14 protein-coding genes are annotated in these 17,058 nt (G+C 53.3%); 8 read left to right on the top strand and 6 right to left on the bottom strand.

What is annotated here, in order from left to right; genetic code table 11:
* Positions 1-74: 74 nt before the first annotated feature.
* Positions 75-296: a CDGSH iron-sulfur domain-containing protein gene (locus tag EFA69_RS07665; RefSeq protein ID WP_123133416.1), complete on the bottom strand. Its 222-nt coding sequence runs from the start codon at positions 294-296 to the stop codon at positions 75-77.
* A 317-nt stretch (positions 297-613) separates the two neighbouring features.
* Here EFA69_RS07665 and EFA69_RS07660 point away from each other — a divergent pair, with 317 nt between their 5' ends.
* Together EFA69_RS07660 and EFA69_RS07655 are read left to right on the top strand one after the other, a co-directional pair.
* Positions 614-1,459 carry an OmpA family protein gene (locus EFA69_RS07660; protein WP_123132517.1) on the top strand — a complete coding sequence of 282 codons (846 nt, stop codon included), beginning with the start codon at positions 614-616 and terminating at the stop codon, positions 1,457-1,459.
* 234 nt (positions 1,460-1,693) lie between these two features.
* Positions 1,694-2,359 carry a hypothetical protein gene (locus tag EFA69_RS07655; RefSeq protein ID WP_148041299.1) on the top strand — a complete coding sequence of 222 codons (666 nt, stop codon included), beginning with the start codon at positions 1,694-1,696 and terminating at the stop codon, positions 2,357-2,359.
* 491 nt (positions 2,360-2,850) lie between these two features.
* On the opposite strand, the gene EFA69_RS07645 is transcribed toward EFA69_RS07655, so the two are convergent.
* Positions 2,851-3,135 (bottom strand): hypothetical protein, encoded by a 285-nt coding sequence (locus EFA69_RS07645; RefSeq protein WP_148041298.1) that lies wholly within the window; start codon positions 3,133-3,135, stop codon positions 2,851-2,853.
* Positions 3,136-3,442: 307 nt separating this feature from the next.
* Between EFA69_RS07645 and EFA69_RS07640 the strand changes: the two genes are divergently transcribed.
* The 4 genes from EFA69_RS07640 to EFA69_RS07630 all read left to right on the top strand — a co-directional run bounded on the left by EFA69_RS07640 (position 3,443) and on the right by EFA69_RS07630 (position 8,455).
* Complete coding sequence (locus EFA69_RS07640; protein ID WP_123132513.1) at positions 3,443-5,935, top strand: PIG-L family deacetylase; 2,493 nt, start codon at positions 3,443-3,445, stop codon at positions 5,933-5,935.
* A gap of 94 nt (positions 5,936-6,029) precedes the next feature.
* On the top strand, positions 6,030-6,155 hold the full coding sequence (locus EFA69_RS20605; RefSeq protein WP_262696978.1) for a hypothetical protein: 126 nt from the start codon (positions 6,030-6,032) through the stop codon (positions 6,153-6,155).
* Positions 6,152-7,840, top strand: coding sequence for a sodium:solute symporter family transporter (locus EFA69_RS07635; protein WP_123132512.1), 1,689 nt, complete (start codon positions 6,152-6,154; stop codon positions 7,838-7,840). The genes EFA69_RS20605 and EFA69_RS07635 overlap by 4 nt, the downstream gene beginning before the upstream one ends.
* Positions 7,841-7,873: 33 nt before the next feature.
* Positions 7,874-8,455 carry a nitroreductase family protein gene (locus EFA69_RS07630; protein WP_123132511.1) on the top strand — a complete coding sequence of 194 codons (582 nt, stop codon included), beginning with the start codon at positions 7,874-7,876 and terminating at the stop codon, positions 8,453-8,455.
* Between the two features lie 238 nt (positions 8,456-8,693).
* Here the strand turns inward: EFA69_RS07630 and EFA69_RS07625 are convergent, their stop codons facing one another.
* A complete protein-coding gene (locus tag EFA69_RS07625; protein WP_123132510.1) occupies positions 8,694-9,569 on the bottom strand; it encodes a DUF2911 domain-containing protein in 876 nt (291 codons plus the stop codon).
* 284 nt (positions 9,570-9,853) lie between these two features.
* Here EFA69_RS07625 and EFA69_RS07620 point away from each other — a divergent pair, with 284 nt between their 5' ends.
* Together EFA69_RS07620 and EFA69_RS07615 are read left to right on the top strand one after the other, a co-directional pair.
* Positions 9,854-12,946 carry a SusC/RagA family TonB-linked outer membrane protein gene (locus EFA69_RS07620; RefSeq protein ID WP_123132509.1) on the top strand — a complete coding sequence of 1,031 codons (3,093 nt, stop codon included), beginning with the start codon at positions 9,854-9,856 and terminating at the stop codon, positions 12,944-12,946.
* A gap of 7 nt (positions 12,947-12,953) precedes the next feature.
* Positions 12,954-14,363 (top strand): RagB/SusD family nutrient uptake outer membrane protein, encoded by a 1,410-nt coding sequence (locus tag EFA69_RS07615; RefSeq protein ID WP_123132508.1) that lies wholly within the window; start codon positions 12,954-12,956, stop codon positions 14,361-14,363.
* Between the two features lie 85 nt (positions 14,364-14,448).
* On the opposite strand, the gene EFA69_RS07610 is transcribed toward EFA69_RS07615, so the two are convergent.
* The 3 genes from EFA69_RS07610 to EFA69_RS07600 form a co-directional block, all read right to left on the bottom strand.
* Positions 14,449-15,681: an S-adenosylmethionine:tRNA ribosyltransferase-isomerase gene (locus EFA69_RS07610; protein ID WP_123132507.1), complete on the bottom strand. Its 1,233-nt coding sequence runs from the start codon at positions 15,679-15,681 to the stop codon at positions 14,449-14,451.
* A 260-nt stretch (positions 15,682-15,941) separates the two neighbouring features.
* Positions 15,942-16,379 carry a DUF2721 domain-containing protein gene (locus EFA69_RS07605; protein WP_317125625.1) on the bottom strand — a complete coding sequence of 146 codons (438 nt, stop codon included), beginning with the start codon at positions 16,377-16,379 and terminating at the stop codon, positions 15,942-15,944.
* Positions 16,380-16,394: 15 nt separating this feature from the next.
* Positions 16,395-16,895: a hypothetical protein gene (locus tag EFA69_RS07600; protein ID WP_148041297.1), complete on the bottom strand. Its 501-nt coding sequence runs from the start codon at positions 16,893-16,895 to the stop codon at positions 16,395-16,397.
* Positions 16,896-17,058 lie beyond the last annotated feature (163 nt).

Genomic DNA, 17,058 nt, shown 5'->3' with positions numbered 1-17,058 from the left:
ACTGTCTCCGCTCATTTCCAGGATCTTCTTTGCCTCTCAATCCTGACTCAGGACTCAGAACTCAAGACTAGAGATTACACCTTGCGCGGCGGCAGGTCAAAAGCCACGGCGTTGTGCTCAAAATGACCTTTGTGTGATCCGTCACAGAAAGGTTTGTTTTGGGAGAGGCCGCAACGGCACACAGACACTACCTCGCGGCCCTGGAGGTTGTACTCATTGCCCTGCGGGTCTACTATGGTAAACTCGCCTTCAATTTTAAGCGAGCCGTTGTTGTTCACCGTAAGTTTGGTTTTCATGCTGTTTTTAAGAAAAGTGATGATAAAAAGGTAAAAGAAATGGGGGCAAACCAACCCAGAACCGGCTCTGCGGCCCCAGAGGGGATTTACCTCGTTCAAAGATAGTGTTTTTGTCCAATGCGGAGCACGGGCGCTCCATTTTCTGCCCTTAAACCGCAACGGATTTCAAGCCAGTTGGCTGCCATCTTTGGCCAGATCCGGGCAAGTAGATTTGCTTTGTGCGGCTTTTTTTCGGTGTTTTAACCCCGGCAGCAGGCGCTGCGTACATATATACGTTGCTGTTTTTGAGCAGCAACCGCTTAAACCATTTATCAGCTATGAAAAAGAACTATTTGCGCCCCGTTTTACCGGCCGTACTGGCCCTCGGACTCCTGGGTTCCTGCGTGTCTACCAAGAAATATGAAGCGGCCCTGGCCGAAAACCGATCATTGGTGGTCCTCCAGGATGAACTGACCCGCCAGAAAGCCGAACTGGAAAGTGAGCGGGCCCGCCTGCAGCAGGACAAAGAGCGCCTGAACCAGGAGAAATCTGATCTGGCCACCGAGAAAGCCTCCACGGAAGCTTCTTTGCGCACCAACCTCAACACCAAAAACCAGCAAGTAACCAAACTCAGCGCCGATTTGCAGGCCCGGGAAGCCCGCCTAGCCGAAATGCAGCGGATCTTGGATGAGAAAGACAAAGCCGTGAACAGCCTGAGACAAGTGGTGAGCAACGCCCTGCTGGGCTTCAAAGCCTCTGACCTCACCGTAGACGTACGCAACGGCAAGGTGTACGTGTCTTTGTCTAACCAGCTGCTGTTCAAATCTGGCTCCACCAAAGTAGACGCCCAGGGGCAGGAAGCACTCAAGAAATTGGCCACCGTGTTGCAGAACCAACCAGACGTGAACGTGCTGGTGGAAGGCCACACAGATGACGTACCCGTAGCCCGCGGCACCGCCGGCATGCAAGACAACTGGGACCTGAGCGTACTCCGCGCCACAGAGATCACCCGCATTCTCACAGATGCCGGCGTGGCCCCGCAGCGTGTCACGCCATCGGGTCGTTCCAAATACGTGCCCGTAGATGCGGCCACCACGGCTGAGGCCCGCCAGAAAAACCGCCGCACGGAGATCATCCTCACGCCAAAGCTGGACGAACTCTTCCAGATTCTGGAGAAAAACTAATCCTGGCGTAGCCAACGGTTAGAATTCATGCAGCCCGCCCCGGCCAGACACCATGTCTGGCCGGGGCGGGCTGTTTAGGGGCGCTTTTTCAGGAAACAGGGCTAAACCAGAAAGTGAGGCTACTGCATAATGGAAGGGTGTTTTTGGCGTTGTTCTTGCTGTAAACCACCTGGGGCCTTTCGGGAAAAATAGTACCTTTGGAGAGGCAACCATCAACCCTTTACTAAACAAACTATGCGAAAAGGAAACGTTTTGGGGCTCATGCTGGGCCTTTCTGTTTTATGCGCCACCACCGGATGGGCCCAGACGCAGGAGGAAACCAAACCGGCCAAGGAAACCCAGGAATCGGCGGCGGAGCAGGAGCTGCGCTCTTTCAAGGAGTGGATGCGCACCCAGTCTGACAAAATTGCCACTACCACCCGGGCGGAGTGGCCCACCATCAAAAATGATTTTTCCCGGCAGGCCAATAAAATTGAGAACAGTTTCCAGAACCTGTCAGAGAACTCCAAACGCGAGTTTCTGGAGCTGAAGACCCGTTTCCAGGAATTGGAGAGCAAACCCATGGCCGATGAGGTGCCTCTGCAGGCCGAGGAAGTGCGGTTGCGCGAGAAGGAACTGCTGGGCTCATTCTCCAATGTGCAGGGCATCAGCCCCATCCACATGCGGGAAGCGTACATCCGGTTCATGCAGAACGTGCGCGCCAAGCGCCAGAACTGGACCTCCCGCGACTGGGACTACGCCGATTACATCCTCCAGAACCTGGGCAAGCGCAAAGCCACGGTAGAGGAAAAACTTTCCACGCTAGACGAGATCAAGATCAGAACCTTGATTGGGGAATTCCACACGCTCCGCTCCGGGCAGGAGTTCAAAGAAAGCCAGCGCGCCAAGAAGCAGAAGTAACTTTCCTTAGACTACTGTTGAGCCATTACTATGGTTGACTTGACTATTGTGGTTCTGTGGATGGCCTTTGGGATTAGCTTTAATCTGAAAGTATATTACCACTTTCTCCTTTTTAAAAAGAAGAAAAGTTTAAACATCACGCTGTTCGATATTTACTTTAATCCATTTAGCCTTTTGTATAGTAAGCTCTTCATTTTCTTTCCCTTTTATTTATTTAAGTCAGAAGAAGTTGAGATAGAGTATAAGAGACTGAGGAGGTTGATCATCGTTTACTCCTGGATAAGTTTTAGCTGCTTTATTATACTAGCAGGGATTGCATTGTATCTGGAGAACTATGTTTATAATGGTTCACATTGAAAGAGGAGATAAAGGACAAAGTGCCTGTCTTGTACCTAGTAATCTATAGCCAAGCAAATATAAAAGCCGTTTAGGGGCCGTTTTCCCAAAAACGGCCCCTAAACGGCTTTTCAAATTTACCTACTTCCGCAGGGTTACATGCTGTCTTGGAGCACCTGGTTCTGGGTAGTGTTGGAATTGGAGTTGTTCTGCTCACCGCGGGTGTCTGAGTTACCCACGCGGGTCTGGGTTTTCTCGGTGGCGCTGGCTCCGGTGGTGTCATTGGTGGGGGCGTTCACCACGCTGCTGTTGCTGTTGTTTCCGCTGGAATTCTGCTCAGAGTCAGTGCCGGCCGAAGAAGTGGTATTGCCCGTTTGGGCGTCGCAGGCCGCAAAACCGGTAGTGCCGGCAATGGCCAATATCATCATTAGCTTTTTCATGGGTATAGAGATAAGTTAAGCGCTCTGTCAGCTTCTCTTAACTGTGAAACGCCCAAAAAAGTTATACCGGCCCTGCGCAGGGGCCCTGTTTGCGTTTAGCGGCTCTTTTTCTGAAATCTGGCCCTAAACGCGGCGGCTAGGTTCCCTTCAAGATACCACCGTTACCAGAGAAGAACATCGGGGAAGTCCTCTTTTATTGCTGCGAACCGTTCTGCCTTTGGTGTAAAAATCCATAGATTTACCGGATGATGCCTTGGCAGTTTACTGCCGCTGCGTCTCTTCTTTACCTCTGAACTTTCTACCTGATATGACCTCTGTTCGTGCTTTCGTGGCGGGGGCGCTTTTGGTGTGGCTGGCCGCGGCTCCGTTTGCCCAGGCCCAGGCCCCTAAAAAGCCCAACGCCGCCGACATCCGCCTGGCCCTAGAGAAACTGAACGTGCTGGGAAGCGTGCTGTACATGGCCGCCCACCCAGACGACGAGAACACCCGCCTCATTGCCTACCTGGCCAATGAACGCAAACTGCGCACCGGTTACCTGTCCCTCACCCGCGGCGACGGGGGCCAGAACCTGATCGGTCCGGAAATCCGTGAGGAGCTGGGCATTATCAGAACCCAGGAGCTGTTGCAGGCCCGCCGCACCGACGGAGGGGAGCAGTTCTTCAGCCGGGCCAACGACTTCGGGTTCTCCAAAAATCCGGCGGAGACGTTCACCATCTGGAACCGCGAACAGGTCCTGGCAGATGCCGTCTGGGTGATCCGTAACTTCCGGCCCGATGTGATTATTACCCGCTTTTCGCCGGAGCCCGGCGGCACCCACGGCCACCATACCGCCTCGGCCATGATTGCCCTGGAAGCCTTTGAGGCCGCCGCCGATCCCAAACGTTTCCCCGAGCAGCTCAAAACCGTGGCCCCCTGGCAGGTGAAGCGCCTCCTCTGGAACACTTCTTCCTTTTTCTACGGCCAAGGCCGACAGTTTGACCCCACCGGCAAGCTCACGGTAGATGCCGGGATGTACAATGCCCTGCTGGGAAAATCTTACAACGAAATTGCGGCCCTGAGCCGAAGCATGCACAAAAGCCAGGGCTTTGGCAGCAGCGGCACCCGCGGCGAGGCAATTGAGTACTTTGAGTTCCTGAAAGGCGACAAAGCCACCACTGATCTGCTGGAAGGCGTGACCACCACCTGGAGCCGGGTGCCCGGCAGCAACGAAGTTAGCAAACTGGTGCAGGAAACCCTCAGAAATTACAATCCCGCTAATCCGGCGGCCTCGGTGCCCACTCTGCTCAAAACGTACGCCGCCCTGAACAAACTGCCTAACTCTTACTGGAAAACGGTGAAGCAGCAGGAGTTGCAGGACGTCATCAAAGCGTGTCTGGGCTTGTACCTGGAGGCTGCCTCTGTGAATGAGTATGCGGTTTCGCCGGGAGAGCCGGTGACCGTGGCGCTGGAAGCCGTGAACCGCTCGGGCGTGCCGGTCACCTTGAACAAAGTGGAATATCTGTTCGCGGGCAAAGACACTGCCGTGCAGCAGAAACTGGAGCCTAATCAACCTTTCTTTGCCAGAACCACGCTCACGCTGCCGGCGGCCACGCCTTACTCACAGCCGTATTGGTTGCAACTGCCGGGCTCTACCGGCATGTTTAGGGTAGATGCCCCGGCGCTTATTGGGTTACCAGAGAATCCGGCCCCGGCGCAGGTGAGGCTCCAGCTCACGGTGCAGAATCAGCCGTTCACCTTCACGTTGCCCCTTGTCTACAAACGCACCGATCCGGTAGAAGGAGAGCAGTACCGTCCGTTTGAGGTGGCACCGCCCGTTACGGTAAACCTGGCGGAGAAAGTCTACGTGTTTGCAGATGCCCAGCCCAAGCCGGTTACGGTGCGGGTACGCGCGGGCAAAGACCAGGTAGCTGGGCAGGTAAGCCTGCGTCTGCCTGCCGGCTGGCGTGCAGAACCTGCCCAGCAAGCGTTCACGCTGGCCCAGAAAGGAGCGGAGCAGAGCTTCATCTTCCAGGTGTACCCCGGGGCAACCCAAACCGAAAGTACCATCGGCGCCGCCGTGACCGCCAACGGTAGAACCTACACCCAGGGACTGACTTCTATCCAGTACAACCATATTCCCACCCAGACCTTATTCCCCGAAGCCGCCGCCAAAGCCGTGAAACTGGACCTGAAACGCAAAGGCCAGCTCATTGGCTACCTCATGGGCGCCGGTGACGAGATACCGGCTAGTCTGCAACAGATTGGGTACACCGTGGAGCAGCTTCGGGTGGAAGATCTCAACGCCTCTTCACTGCGGAAGTATGATGCCGTGGTCACAGGCGTACGCGCCTACAACACCCTGGAACGCCTTAAATTCCAGCAGCCCCAGCTCATGGAGTATGTGCGCAACGGCGGCACTCTGGTGGTGCAGTACAACGTGAGCAATGGGCTGGTGACCACAGAACTGGGGCCGTACCCCATTAAGTTGTCTAATGACCGGGTTACGGTAGAGGATGCCGAAGTTCGTTTCCTGAAGCCCAATCACCCCGTCCTGAACACGCCCAACAAAATCACGGAGCAGGATTTCAGGGGATGGGTGCAGGAACGCGGCCTGTATTTCCCTAACCAGTGGGCCCCGGAATATGAGGCAGTGATCTCTTCCAACGACCCGGGCGAGAGCCCCAAAGACAGCGGACTGCTGGTGGCCAAATACGGGAAAGGGCATTTTGTGTACACGGGTTACTCCTTCTTCCGGGAGCTTCCGGCCGGGGTGCCGGGTGCCTACCGTCTCTTCGTGAATTTGTTATCTTTGGGTAAATAGCGTTTAGGGGCTCTTTTTGGAAAAAGAGCCCCTAAACGTACTGGCAACCCGCTGCCCACCGTTGTTTTTGTATTGCCTGCCATCACTAGCCTGTATGACCAAAGGAGACATTGATCCGCCGCCGTTCTTTAAAAGCTGGACCGCCATGTACGGGTTGGTGCTGGGCGTATTGGCGGCGCTGATTCTGCTGTTTTACCTCATTACCGTTTCCTATTCATGAGCGGTTTGGATTGGGGAGTGCTCGTAGGCACCATAGCGGTGATTGTGTTGTACGGCATCTGGAAGAGCCGGAAAACCCAGCACATGGCCAGCTACCTGCGCGCCGATAACACCGAGCGGTGGTGGATGATGGGGCTCTCTGTGATGGCTACCCAGGCCAGCGCCATTACGTTCCTGTCCACGCCCGGGCAAGCGTTTGATGATGGCATGCGGTTTATTCAGTTCTACTTCGGGTTGCCGCTGGCCATGGTGGTGCTCTCGGTCACGGCTATTCCTATCTATTACCGGCTCAAGGTCTATACCGCCTATGAGTACCTGGAGAGCCGCTTCAACCTGAAAACCCGCTCTCTGGCCGCCCTGCTTTTCCTGTTGCAGCGCGGCTTGTCTACGGGTATCACCATCTATGCCCCGGCCATTATTCTATCGGCTATTCTGGGCTGGAACCTCACGGGCACCATTCTTTTCATTGGCGTTATTGTCACGTATTATACCGTGGTGGGTGGCACCAAGGCCGTGAGCCAGACGCAGCGCCTGCAAATGGCCGTGATGCTGGGTGGTATGCTGGCGGCGGCCGTGGTGGTGGTGCAGATGCTGCCTGCGGGAGTAGGTTTCTCTGAGGCGATGGCCGTGGCGGGTTCCTCCGGTAAACTGAACCTAGTGGACCTCCGCTTTGACCCCAATGACCGCTACAACCTTTGGTCTGGCCTTATTGGTGGGTTTTTCCTGTCTTTGTCGTACTTCGGCACAGATCAGTCGCAGGTGGGGCGTTACCTGGGCGGCGAGACCATTGCCCAGAGCCGGTTGGGCTTGCTCATGAACGGCCTGGTCAAGATTCCCATGCAGTTTCTGATTTTGCTGGTAGGCGTGCTGGTGTTTGTGTTCTATCAGTTCTATCAGCCGCCGTTGTACTTCAACCAGCAGCAGGCGGCCAACGTGGTGGCCTCAGCAGCGGCACCCGCCTGGCACAAATTAGAAGCCGACGGCGAACAGGCTTTTCTCCGGAAGAAGCAGGCGGCGTTGCAATTGCTGGAAGCCCAGAAAGCAAACGATGAAGTAGCTGAAGCCGAGGCGCAGACCAAAATGCGGCAGGCCGAGGAAACCCGGAAAGCCCTTCGGGCCGAGGCCCAGGAACTGATAAAAACCCATAACCAAGGCACCGACCTCAAAGACACCGATTATGTGTTTCTCACGTTTGTGACTACGCAGTTCCCCAAGGGGTTGGTGGGGCTGCTGCTGGCGGTAGTGCTGTGCGCGGCCATGGGAAGCACGGCCTCGGCGTTTAATTCTTTGGCCTCCACCTCAGTGGTAGATGTCTATAAACGCTCCGTGCGGCCCAACGCCACCGATGAGCATTATGTGCGGGCCTCGCGGTGGTTTACAGTGGGCTGGGGAGCGGTTTCCATTTTCTTCGCCCTGTTTGCCTCGCAGCTGGAGAACCTGATACAGGCGGTGAACATCCTAGGCTCTCTGTTCTACGGAACCATCCTGGGAATCTTCATTGCCGCCTTCTATGTCAGGAAACTCCAGGGCAATGCCGTTTTCTGGGCGGCGGTGCTCACCCAGCTCCTTATTTTCGGGTTGTACCTGTTTACACCCATCGCGTACCTGTGGTATAACTTAATTGGCGTGGTGCTGGTGGTGGGGCTGGCCTTTTTGTTGCAGCCACTGTTGCGCAAGCCTGCGTAAACACCTATTTCTGTTCCTTGCCTTCTTTTGCTTATGAATCAGTTTAGCGTCCTGAGAGACATTATAGAACATAGAAGAACGGTTAAGCCGCCCAAGATGAACGGCAAGCCGATTCCCGATGCCCACATTAATGACCTGCTGGCCCTCGCCGATTGGGCTCCTACCCACGGGCACACGGAGCCGTGGCGTTTCATGGTCTATGGTCCGGGCAAAGTGAAGGATTTCTGCACGGCGCATGCCCAACTCTACCGCGAGCAGACGCCGGGGGAGAAGTTTCTGGAGATGAAGTATGAGAAGCTGCTGCACATGGGAGACCAGGCCTCGCACGTGCTGGTGGCGTACATGCGGCGGGACGATTTGCCCAAAATCCCGGCTCTGGAAGAGATTGCGGCCACTTCCTGCGCCATCCAAAACCTGTTATTAGGCGCTACCGCCTTGGGTATTTCCTCTTACTGGGGCTCGGGCGGAATGGCCTATCACCCTGCCATGAAAGAACTGCTGCAACTGCGGGACGAAGATGTGGTGCTGGGTATTCTGTACCTGGGTTACTCAGACAGCCCGGCAGAAACCGGCAAAAGAGTACTTCCTCTGGCAGACAAGGTGCGCTGGATGTAATTGAAACGGTTTCATCTCTCAATCTTTATGGCACAAGCGTCGGTTGGTGCTCACGTTTAGGGGCTCTTTTTTCAAAAACAGGCCTTAAACAGCAAATAGGGAGGTACCAGCGGATGCCTGGGCAACATCAGATTGCATTCTTGTAAGCAGAATAGGAAACAATAAAAAAACAGATGCCGCTGAGATTTCCCAGCGGCATCTGTTTTAGGCCTAATTTGAGAAAAAGCGCCCCTAAACGCTATTTCTTGTTTTTGATCTCGGCCAGGAGCTTCTCGTTGAGGGCTACATAGTCGGCGTTGCTTTCTCTCTTGGCCAGTTCAATTGATTTCTGGGCAGTAGCGGTGGCGCCTTTGTAATCCTTCAGTTTGGCCTGGATTTTGGCTTGCTGGTGCAATGTCCAGAACTTAGGGTCTTTCTCGTTGGCTTGTTTCATCCAGGTAAGCGCCTGTTTCAGGTCTTTGTTGTTGTCTGCATAGTAAGAAGCGGCGGCGGCGTAAAGCGCTGGGGTTACGTTATTCCCGTTCACTACCTTCTCCTGTATCTGCGACATCACTTTGCTGTCTACGTCTGAGGTGATTTTCACGGGCACTAAGGTATTTTCCCACATGATCTGCATCACGGCGCCGTTGCTGGTAAGGTCACTGAACCCAATGGTGAACGTCTCTACTTTGTCGGCGGTTTTCTTAGGTGATACCTTAAAGCGCACTAAGTCTTCTTCGGGCTTATAGTCTTTGCCGCCGTCTCCCCAGTGTTTGGTGTTCTTGTGGATGATGACCGTCCAATCCTTTTCCCCCGGAATGGTGTACAGCGCGTACTGTCCGGCGGGTACTTTGTTTCCTTCCAGCATTACTTCCTCAGAGAAGGTGAGTTTGGTGGAGGCGTTGGCGCCGGTACGCCACACTTTTCCGTAGGGAGCCAGGTCCCCGAAGATTTTCCGTCCTTTTGTGCTCGGTCTGGAATACTCAACGGTCACATCACCTAAGCCAATGCTTTGTTTCACGGTAGCGGCCGGGCTGGCGGCGGGCATTTTAATCTGGGCAGCGGCATTGCCCGCCATCAGGAACAAGGCAAAAGCCAGCACCCACACTGTTTTCAAAGACACAATCTTATTCATAGAAATCAGGATTTAGTTTCAACTGTAATATTACTCAAAAGCAAGGAGCCAGACCATAGGATGTCTTCTGCATTATGCAATTTTAGCCGTCTCTTCTTCCTTTGACACTTCAGTTATTCAAAGCCTTTTTTCATTTAAATACTTTATCTAAAGATTAAGTCCTTTCTATATACTTCCTGTGTAATAGAACGTATAACATAAAAAATTGCACCTAGTAAAGTTAAGTTCTGTGTTACCAGTGAAGAAATAAATCCTTTATTAATTAACTCTAACCCTTCTAGTGCATGAAAAGACTGATACTTCTATTCGCTGTTTTGCTGAGCGTACTGCATTATACTGCACAAGCCCAAAACAGAATCATCTCCGGTAGGGTGACCTCTGCCACAGATGGAACTCCCTTACCTGGTGTAAGTGTGGTGGTCAAAGGTACTACCACCGGAACCAGCACTGATGCCAACGGTCGGTATGAGTTAAGTGTCCCTACCCCAGCTACCCTCACCTTCACTTACCTAGGGTTTGATACCCGTGAAGCAACAGTAGGCACCAATACTACGGTTGATGTCCAATTAGCAGAGTCCACTAGAAGCTTGGGAGAGGTAGTGGTAGTAGGGTATGGTACCCAGGAAAGGCGAGAAGTGACCGGTGCCACAGCCAAGGTGACCGCTGAAGCCATTGAGAATGTACCCGTGGTAGGGGTGGACCAAGCCTTACAGGGGCGTGCCGCCGGTGTCCAGATTTCTCAGAACTCTGGTACGCCAGGTGGGGGAGTGTCTGTGAGAATTAGGGGAGCCAGCTCCATTTCGGCCAGTAACCAGCCTTTGTACGTGGTAGACGGGGTGCCACTCACTACCGGCGATTTTTCGCAGATAGATTTTGGTGGGCAGGGTGTGAACGCCCTCTCAGACTTGAACCCCGCCGATATAGAATCAATGGACATTCTGAAAGACGCCTCTGCGGCGGCCATCTATGGTTCGCGGGCTGCCAACGGAGTTGTCTTAATCACTACTAAACGGGGGAGAGCCAATAAAACGACCGCTAACATCAATGCTTATTACGGCATTCAAAATATGTGGCGGAAGCCCGATTACCTAAACGCCGATGAATACGCCGAGATCATGACCGAAGCGTATGTCAATGACGGGCGGCTTGATCCTGGAGCCACCTTTGAAGATTTTCTGGATTACTATTATGGCGGTGTGGATTTTGAACCTACCAATACAGATTGGATAGATCAAGTAACCCGGGACAACGCAGCCATCAGCAGTTATGAACTGTCGGTGAGCGGCGGTGATCTGAAAACCCGGTATTATCTCTCGGGCAATTACTTTGACCAGCAGGGAATCATCATCGGAAGCAGGTACCAGCGGTATTCAGGCCGATTGAATCTGGACCATACGTACAATGAAAAGTTGTCTTTCAGTGCGGGTTTGCAGATAAGCCGTGCCGAAAACAACCGGATAGTGGGAGACAACACGGTGGTAGGCCCCTTTGCCAATGCACAGGCGTCTTCGCCCATCTGGCCGGTGTATTATGAAGATGGCACCTATACCCAACCCAACTATTACTACACCAACCCGGTGGCAGAAGGCAGAGAGAATGATGCGGTAAACACCAACTTCCGGACGTTGGCCAACGCGACCGCCACCTATAAAATCCTGCCCAAGTTGACGTTGAATCTTAGGGGAGGGGTAGATGTGCTCAACTTAGGAGAGCGGGTCTACACGGCCAATAATTATCCAGGCAGTGCAGCCCAATCCGCTGAAGGCTCAGCCACCAGAACCTCTTCTTCCATCACCAAACGGCTACTAGAAGCTACCCTTGATTATAGGTTAGACTTTGGCACTACCAGTAACTTGAGTTTACTCGTAGGTGCCTCTACAGAGAAAAACACCCGTGATGTGACCACGGTAACCGGAGAAGGTTACCCAGGAGGGAGCTTCCGGTTTATAGGCAGTGCTACCAGAATCAATGCGGGCAGCAACCTTTTGGTTCCGGCCTCCCTTGTTTCAGCGTTTGGTAGGGCAAACCTTAATTTACTGGATAGATATCTTATTGGGGTGAATTTTAGGGCAGACGGATCCAGCCGCTTTGGACCTGATAACCGGTACGGATTCTTTCCCTCTGTCTCGGCGGGGTGGCGTGTGCTGGAAGAACCATTCATGCCAGAAATACCAGCCCTGAGCGAACTGAAACTGCGGGCCAGCTATGGCATTACCGGAAACCAGGAGATTGGGGATTTTGCATATCTGAATCTAGTGACTGCCGCCCCTTACGCAGACAGACCCGGTTTTGCCTTCACGCAACTAGGTAACCCAGAACTGAAATGGGAGGAAACCAGACAGTTCAATGCAGGGGTAGATCTGGGGCTGTTCAGTAACCGGGTTAATTTGGCCCTAGACTATTACATCAAGAATACAGAAGACCTATTGTTCGCCCGGCCGGTACCCACCCAAAGCGGCTTCGGGGCTTATTTTTCCAACATTGGCAGTGTCAAGAACCAAGGGTTTGAAGTCTCTTTGAACACAGTCAATTTCACCTCAGAGAACAAAGGCTTTACCTGGTCAACAGACTTCAATATTTCCTTTAACCGCAATGAGGTAAAGGAGTTGTACCAAGGCCAGGACATTTTCTACGGGTTTGGCGGCAATTCTCTGGTATTGCGGGAGGGAGAGCCCATTGGTACATTCTATGGCTTTAAAACTGATGGTATCTTTTCCACCAATGCAGATGTGCCGGCCTCCAGAGCCGTGGACGCCAACAGAAACGGCATCATAGACACCCAGGCTGGAGATGTCAATTTCCGGGATATAAGCGGGGACGGCAGAATCACGGATGATGATTTGACCATTATTGGCAACGCCCAACCAGATTTTGTTGGGGGGCTTACCAACAATTTCTCCTTCAGAGGATTTGACCTCATGGCTTTTTTCCAATTCTCAGTGGGCAATGAAATCGCAAACCCTGCTATGCAGTACCAGCAACATTTGGGAGCCAATTTCTTGGATGACAATATGCTCGCTTTGGTGAAGAACCGCTGGCAGCAGGAGGGAGATGTCACAGACGTACCCCGGGCCATTGTGCGCGATGAGAATGACAATAACCGCAGCAACCAGGACCGTTTTATTTATGATGGCTCCTATGTCAGGCTGAAGAACCTGATGCTGGGGTACACGTTGCCTACCACTTTGATCTCGCCTTTGAAACTGAGGAGCGTGCGCCTGTACGTGCAGGCCCAGAACCTGGTCACCTGGACCGATTATCCTGGGTTTGACCCGGAGGTCAATTTCTCCGGTACCTCAAATACTACGCTGGGAGTAGATTTCTACACCTTCCCGCAGGCAAGAACCATCACATTTGGTGTTAACATTGGATTATAGCAGACCTATGAAAAAGTATCTATACATGATTTGCCTTGCCGTGGGAATGAATGTGTTCTCTACAGGGTGTGACAATATCTTAGATGTTGAGCCCAACAACGGCATTGAGATGAATGAGGCCATCACAGACGCCAACTCAGCCGCACGAGCGGTCCAGGGAATCTACAGCGCCTTCCAATCAAGCGACTACTATGGCCTGGCATATTTGTTCTACCAGGACTTGTACGCCGATAACCTCTACTTTGACGGTACCTTCACCACCCACGCTGAGATTGGGAACCGCCGGATAAACCCCAGTAACTTACAGATTGCAGATACATGGGGAAGTATCTATACCGCCATAGGAAGAGCCAACTGGGTTATTCAATCTGTAGAAGCCTTAGAGAGCCTATCCCCAGAAGAGAAAGCCGCCTTTACAGGAGAAGCCAAATTTCTGAGAGCATTAGCCTATTTTGATCTGGTGAAGGTGTTTGGGGGAGTACCAATTATAACACGGGTACCTACCAATCCTGATGAGGTGCAGAGTGAGGGAAGAAGTACGGAGGCCGAAGTTTATGCCCTGATTGAGCAAGACCTCAGAGAGGCAGAAACAAGCCTTGCCGGAACAGAAAATCCACAGCAACCTTATGCTGCTTCGGGTTTGGCCGCCACCGCACTCCTAGCTAGGGTTTACCTGCAACAGGGCAAATGGGGCCAGGCCGCAGACAGGGCAAATCTTGTGATCAACAACGGGCCATATCGTCTCGCCAACAACTTCAGGGACATTTTCTCCACCACGGGCAACACCCAGGATGCCAGTACAGAAGAAGTGATCTTTGAATTAGCTTTCAGCCGAGATGATCAAAATGCGCTGGCATCTTCTTCGGCGGCTCCCGGCTCCTTGGGACAACGCTTTTACGTTGACTTTGATTTCTATGATGAACTGGTGGCCTCGGCCGATGAAGGAGATACCCGCCTGGAGTCAAGTGTTATTTTTGATCCTCAGTACGAGGTGGTCAAAATCAGGAAGTACAATGATGTGATCAACAACGGCGACAACGTGCCCATAATTCGGCTGGCCGAAATGTATTTAATCCGTGCGGAGGCCAATGCCCGTATGGCCGCTGCCGGGGCAGCTCCGTCTAGGGCAGTCATTGATGACATCAATGCTATCCGTAACCGCGCAGGTTTATCAGAGGCAGCGCCTTCCACCAATGAAGATGCGCTTCAGGAAATTCTAACCCAGCGCAGGTATGAATTCGCGTTTGAGGGAATGCGCTTCATGGATCTAAAACGCTATAACCTTACCTGTGAAGTATTAGATTTCTGTCCTGCTTCAGGCACTGATCTTGACAATACTTTCCGGGATCTATGGCCAATTCCGCTGCAACAGATAGAAACCAATCCAAATCTTGCCCCTCAGAATAGGGGGTATTGATAGAGTTCCCTAGAAACAGAAACGGGAGGCAGATCTGCCTCCCGTTTCTGTTTCTAGGGGTTGAGTATGTGTATTTAATGTGAGGTCACGGCAGCAGAAGTGAACTGTCTCCGTAGCTCAAAAAACGGTAGTTGTTGGCCAGGGCGTGTTTGTACACCTTTTGCCAGGTAGAACCAATCAAAGCGGAAACCAGCAGCAGCAGGGTGCTCTGGGGCTGGTGGAAGTTGGTGACCAGCCCGTTGCAGATCTTAAACTGATAGCCGGGGGCAATGAGGATGCGGGTAGTAGCCTGTAGGTGCGTGAGGCGCTGTGTGTCCAGGTACTGTAGCAGGGCTTCTATGGCTTCCTGTACAGAGAGCGTGGTACGCACGTCATACGGAAACCACTGGGGAACGGTGAGTTCTTCGCCTTCCTGCGGAAGCAGCCCTAAAGAGAGGCCGGTTCCCAGCCAGTAGAGGCTTTCCAGGGTACGCATGGAGGTGGTGCCTACCGCAATCACTGGTTTAGTTCCGTGGTGCAACAGCTGCTCCAGGAAAGCCCTGCTCACCGAAAGCTGTTCCCCGTGCATGTAGTGGTACTCCATCAAGTCAGACTTAACGGGTTTGAAGGTGCCGGCTCCCACGTGCAAGGTGACAAAGCCCTGCTGGTGCCCCTGGGCGGAGAGTTGTTGCAGGACCGAAGGGGTGAAGTGCAGCCCGGCAGTGGGGGCGGCCACTGCGCCGGCCTCTGAGGCGTACACCGTCTGGTATCGTTCCTGGTCAGACTCCTGGACGTCACGGTTCATGTACGGAGGCAGCGGGAGCATACCGGCCAGTTCCAGAATCTCGGCGAATGTCTTATTCCCCGGCGACCAGGTGAAGTGGATGGCAAAACCTTCCTCGGCGGGAGCCAGGCGCTCAGCCCACAAGGAACCGTCTGAAGGGTATGGCCCCAAAGGCATCTCCAAACGGCCTTCGCGCCAGCGCTTGTTGTTGCCCACCAGACACTTCCAGATAACGGAATAGGTCTGTTGCATGGCCTGCTGTACCTCCCTCACGGGGTCTAGCGGCTCCAGGCAGAAAAGCTCAATTACGCCGCCCGTGGGTTTCTGGAACCGGAGGCGGGCCTGTACTACTTTGGTGTCATTGAACACCAGCAAAGACTGCGGGGGCAGCAAAGAAGGAAGCTCTTTGAACTGTGCGTCTGAAATGCGTCCGTTCTTGTAGAGCAAAAGTTTAGACTGGTCTCTGTTCTCCAGCGGATATTGGGCAATCTTTTCCTCCGGCAAAGAATAGGTGAAGTCTGCTATAGAAATCTGACGCGGGTTAGTAGTAGGCATGAAGGTTTCTTCTCAATAAAAAAGCAAAGGTATAAAGAGGAACCCAGCAACAATAGTTCTTCCGGTGGTAATCGTGTAAATAGGGTAATTTTCTGATATTGGGCCGGTTCTGGGCAGGGCCCGAAAGTGTAAGAGAAAGCTGATTTAGACTCCGTAGAAACTGAAAAGGAACCTCTCCATCCTGTGGGAACCCGCCGGTTCGTTTAGGGGCTGTTTTTGGAAAAAGAGCCCCTAAACGCACCGGCGGGTTCTATGATACTTTAAGAGGAGGCACGCGTGGGCGATGCATCTTCTTTGTGCTCCAGATCGCTTAGCTCCAGTTCCAGCGCCCTCACCGAAATCTGGATCTCCCACAAAGAGAGCGCCATGGACACCATGAGCAACACCAGCCCCGCCCCAAACACAATCTTACCGGCCGTCTGCCAGCCCGCGTACACCATGAACATGCACAGCACGCAGGAAAACATGCTGGCAATGCCCACCGCCTGCATGTTTCTAATAAGGATGAGCCGGGTGCGCAGGTTCTGGATTTGACCGTAAATGAGGTGACTCTGGTTGGTCTTGTAGATGTGTTTCAGGTCACGGATGAGCTTGGCCAGGGACATGAACCGGTTGGTGAAGGCCAGCAGCAGCAGGGAGAGCGCCGGAAACAGCAGGGCAGGGGTAGTGAGCGTGATCTCCATTGCGGCAGGTGTCAAAAGCAGCGCAGGCGCTTATTCCTCGGGCCCATCCTCGGCATCGCCGGGGTGGAACTCCAGGTCTTCGGCCAGGCTGAGGGCGCGGTCAATGAGCTCATCGGTTTCCTCTTTGCTGGAGGCGTTGAGGGTTTCCTCAAACAAAGCCAGCACCAGCTCCGCGTCAGTATTCACGTACAGATCAGTGAAGAGGTCTTCAAACACATAGCCTTTCTTCTGGATGGCCTGGTCTATGGCCTTCACAGACGGAGCCTGAAGCGCCTCCTGCAGCAGTTCGCGTACCTGCAGACTTTCCTCATCGCCGCCCAGATCTGTGAGCAGTTGCAGCAAACTGATGCCCAAGCCCAGGCGCAGGCGCTCAAACCGGTAGCTTACCTCCTCCTGGCTTTTGCGGCCGGGGCGGGCTTCGCGCAGGACATTTTCCAGTTCGCGGTACAGCGGGGCCAGTTCGGTGCTGATGTCGGTCTCCTCCGGGCCAAACACCTGTTCTATCAATTGTTGGTAAAGTGAGTCGTTCATGGAATGACAATAAAAGTAAAACGGGGCGGTACGGACGGTGTCTGCCTTGTCCGCCGTCCCGGGGCAAGTTAGGAAAAAGAAATAATGCGTTTAGCGCCTGTTTTCTGAAAAAAAGCCGCTAAACGCAAAACGGCTACCATAGGCAAAGGTGAGGCCCGGCGCC

It is taken from the genome of Rufibacter immobilis, from assembly GCF_003721565.1.
In the GTDB taxonomy this organism is placed as follows: domain Bacteria; phylum Bacteroidota; class Bacteroidia; order Cytophagales; family Hymenobacteraceae; genus Nibribacter; species Nibribacter immobilis.
This window is presented reverse-complemented; position numbering and strand designations above follow the sequence as displayed.